The sequence below is a fragment of the Paraburkholderia mimosarum LMG 23256 = NBRC 106338 genome (assembly GCF_000739815.1).
Classification (GTDB): Bacteria; Pseudomonadota; Gammaproteobacteria; order Burkholderiales; family Burkholderiaceae; genus Paraburkholderia; species Paraburkholderia mimosarum.
Map to the genome: position 1 here is coordinate 1 of NZ_BBJJ01000225.1, position 2595 is coordinate 2595.

Consider the following 2595-nt stretch of genomic DNA (forward strand, 5'->3'; position numbering starts at 1 on the left):
CACGTTCGTTCTGGACTTGATGTGGCGATGGTCTTGCTCGATCACGTTGTTCAGATATTTTGAGGACCGGACCTTCGTGTCTTCAGGCAGCAGACCATCGGCCTTCATTTCGCGCACCGCGCGGTGCGAGGCGGCATAGCCGTCGAGCGTGATGGTCTCCGGCGGCTGGCCCTGACGCTTGATGGCCTTGCTGAAAAAAGCTTTGGCCGCAGCCACATCGCGTCGGGCTCTGAGCATGAAGTCCACCGTCTGGCCAGCCCGATCCACTGCCCGGTACAGGTAGACCCACCTGCCGCGAATCTTCAGGTAAGTCTCATCGACACGCCACGAGCGACCCGCAGGTGTAGCAAAGCGGTTCCAGCGTTTGACGAACTCGGGTGTATAACGCCTCACCCAGCTGCCGGAAGAGGTTGCCCTGGCGAGCCGATTCCAATACGAGTATGCGGAAGAGTTGCTTGACGTGCTCGTCGCAAACTATAACGCCACGCCTCACAGCGGCATCGGCAACCGGACGCCGCTGGCGTATGCGAAGTTCCTGTATCAGCATTCGCCGCAAACCTTGCGCCGAGCCGACCCGGCTGTTGTGGACGCACTATTGAGCATTCGCAAGCGCTGTATCGTGCGCGGCGGCTCCCAGACGGGGCGCGCCCCGTTTGTCGAGTTCTATTACGGGCGCTACACGAACGAGGTGCTTCACAACCGGCACGACCTCGTCGGGTCCGAGATCTGGGTGGTCTGTCACAAGGAGGACGATTGCCGGGTCGCGCTCGCCTCCACGCTCGACGGCATGTCGCTCGGCGTGCTGCGGGCGGCGCCGCCCTGGAACATCTCGCCACACAGTCTTTCCGTTCGAGCCGCAATCCGTCAGGCCTGTTCGCGCGGGCAGTTCACGATCCCGGCGGGCGGAGATGCCATCGAGGTCTTCATGCGCTATGTCGAAAGCCACGCGCATCACCGCTTGCCCGTCCATCCGGCCTACCTGGAAGCACGGCGCATATTGTGTGCGGCTGCCGACCCGTCACTCGGGGCTGCCATGCTGGACGCAGCGAAGGCTCGGGCCCAACAGGCGGCCAGCGGTGCTTCCGGCGACGACAGCACGAGCGGTAGGGGCACGCGCAGCCCGGTGCGGCACGGCGCGGCGGCCCAACCCAAGCCGGCAGCTCCGGGCGCCACGCTCCCGCCACGTCGAATGGCGGAATCCAGGTAGGCCATGCGGTTCTCACTGCCCGAGCGCGTCGATCCGCGACACTGCATCGTGACGAAGCAGTACGCGGTATATACGCCACCCATGCACGAAATGATCGAGCAGATTGGCGAATGGATAGACCAGCAACGACCGGGCGGCTACATCTATGGCGCCTCAAGGATGGGCAAGTCGCGCTGTGTACAGTGGTATGTTGAAAAGGTGCTGCAAGAGCGCTTTAGCGCCGTGGTTCCACTGGTGGTGTGGAACCGCCGTCCAGACAGTCAGACAAGCGAGGCGGGATTCTGGCATCAACTGCTGCTCGCTTCGCACTTCGAATTCGCCCATCCGACGAAACCGCCGAAAAAAGCGGAAGGGATCTACCTGTGCAAACAGCGCTTCATTGCTCTTGCGAATAATGCGAGGCAAAATTATGTGATGCTAATCATTGACGAAGCGCAGGATATCACGTTTCGGGAGTGGAAATGGCTGCTCGGTATTCAGAATGACCTCGATTACGAAGGCTACCTGCTGAGCATTTTTTCAGTCGGCTCGCACCAGCTGAACTATCGTCATGAGTATATGGCGATCACGGGCAACGCTCACGTGGCCGCGCGCTTTATGGCTGCGCATGCGCGGTTTCATGGTCTGCGCTCGCCGGACGAAATCGCATACGTGCTCAACGGCTACGACATCGATTCGGAGTGGCCACCCGGGAGCAGCGTTTCATACCTGCAATACTTCGCACCGGGCGAATTCAGGGAAGGGCGCCGGCTCGCGGACTGCGCCGGTCAGCTATGGAAAGCACTGGTTGAGCTTTCGCCCGAATCTGCACGCCGGCATTTCGAGTTTCCCATGCAGCATATCGCCAGAGCAACCGAGGCGATACTCTTCCAGTTGGCCGTGGGCGAGACATGGGAGGAGGTGACGTCCTACGAAAGCTGGTTGCGAGAGCTCGCGAAATCCAATTTTTCGGATCACATGCGAATCATCGCCACCGGCAACTGACGGATATGACTGCCTATCCCTCCGTCAACTGGTGGCCCGGGAATCTCCGCCCTTATGAATCGAGGCTGTCGGTTGTTGTCCGCTTCCGGGAGTTGAACGGCATCAGCAGCCACCGGTGTCTGAATTTCCTGAACGTTACCCTGGATTCATTCTCGTCGCTGCCGCAAGAGGAGGCAGTTCGTCTGTCGAAGATCCTGCATGAAGCGTTGCCCGATGTCCGGGCTATCTTTTCACCATCCATCGTGTTCGCAAATTGTGGTCGCTACGCCCCGCCTCCAGATCGGCGCGCTCGTCATTCGGTGCGCTATTGCGACGAATGTGCACAGCGCGGCTATCACAGCTATCTGCATGAGTTGAATTGGCTTTCCAGATGTCCCTTCCATATGTGCGAGCTGAAAGTTGCC

Annotated in this window: 2 protein-coding genes and 2 pseudogenes; 3 read left to right on the forward strand and 1 reads right to left on the reverse strand. The window is 60.0% G+C overall.

Annotated elements, in window-relative coordinates; translation table 11 throughout:
• A pseudogene (locus tag BMI01S_RS40330) lies at positions 1–396 on the reverse strand (IS6 family transposase); the annotation flags it as partial.
• Positions 397–460: 64 nt separating this feature from the next.
• On the opposite strand from BMI01S_RS40330, the gene BMI01S_RS36845 reads away from it, so the two are divergent.
• The 3 genes and pseudogenes from BMI01S_RS36845 to BMI01S_RS41680 all read left to right on the forward strand — a co-directional run.
• Positions 461–1207 (forward strand): hypothetical protein, encoded by a 747-nt coding sequence (locus BMI01S_RS36845; RefSeq protein ID WP_244145512.1) that lies wholly within the window; start codon positions 461–463, stop codon positions 1205–1207.
• Between the two features lie 3 nt (positions 1208–1210).
• On the forward strand, positions 1211–2191 hold the full coding sequence (locus BMI01S_RS36850) for an ATP-binding protein (RefSeq protein ID WP_042293183.1): 981 nt from the start codon (positions 1211–1213) through the stop codon (positions 2189–2191).
• A 5-nt stretch (positions 2192–2196) separates the two neighbouring features.
• Positions 2197–2595, forward strand: a pseudogene (locus BMI01S_RS41680) (hypothetical protein); the annotation flags it as partial.

Excerpts from the sequence above, each read along its gene's own strand:
- BMI01S_RS36850 (WP_042293183.1), top strand. The coding sequence starts at position 1,211 with ATGCGGTTCTCACTGCCCGAGCGCGTCGATCCGCGACACTGCATCGTG.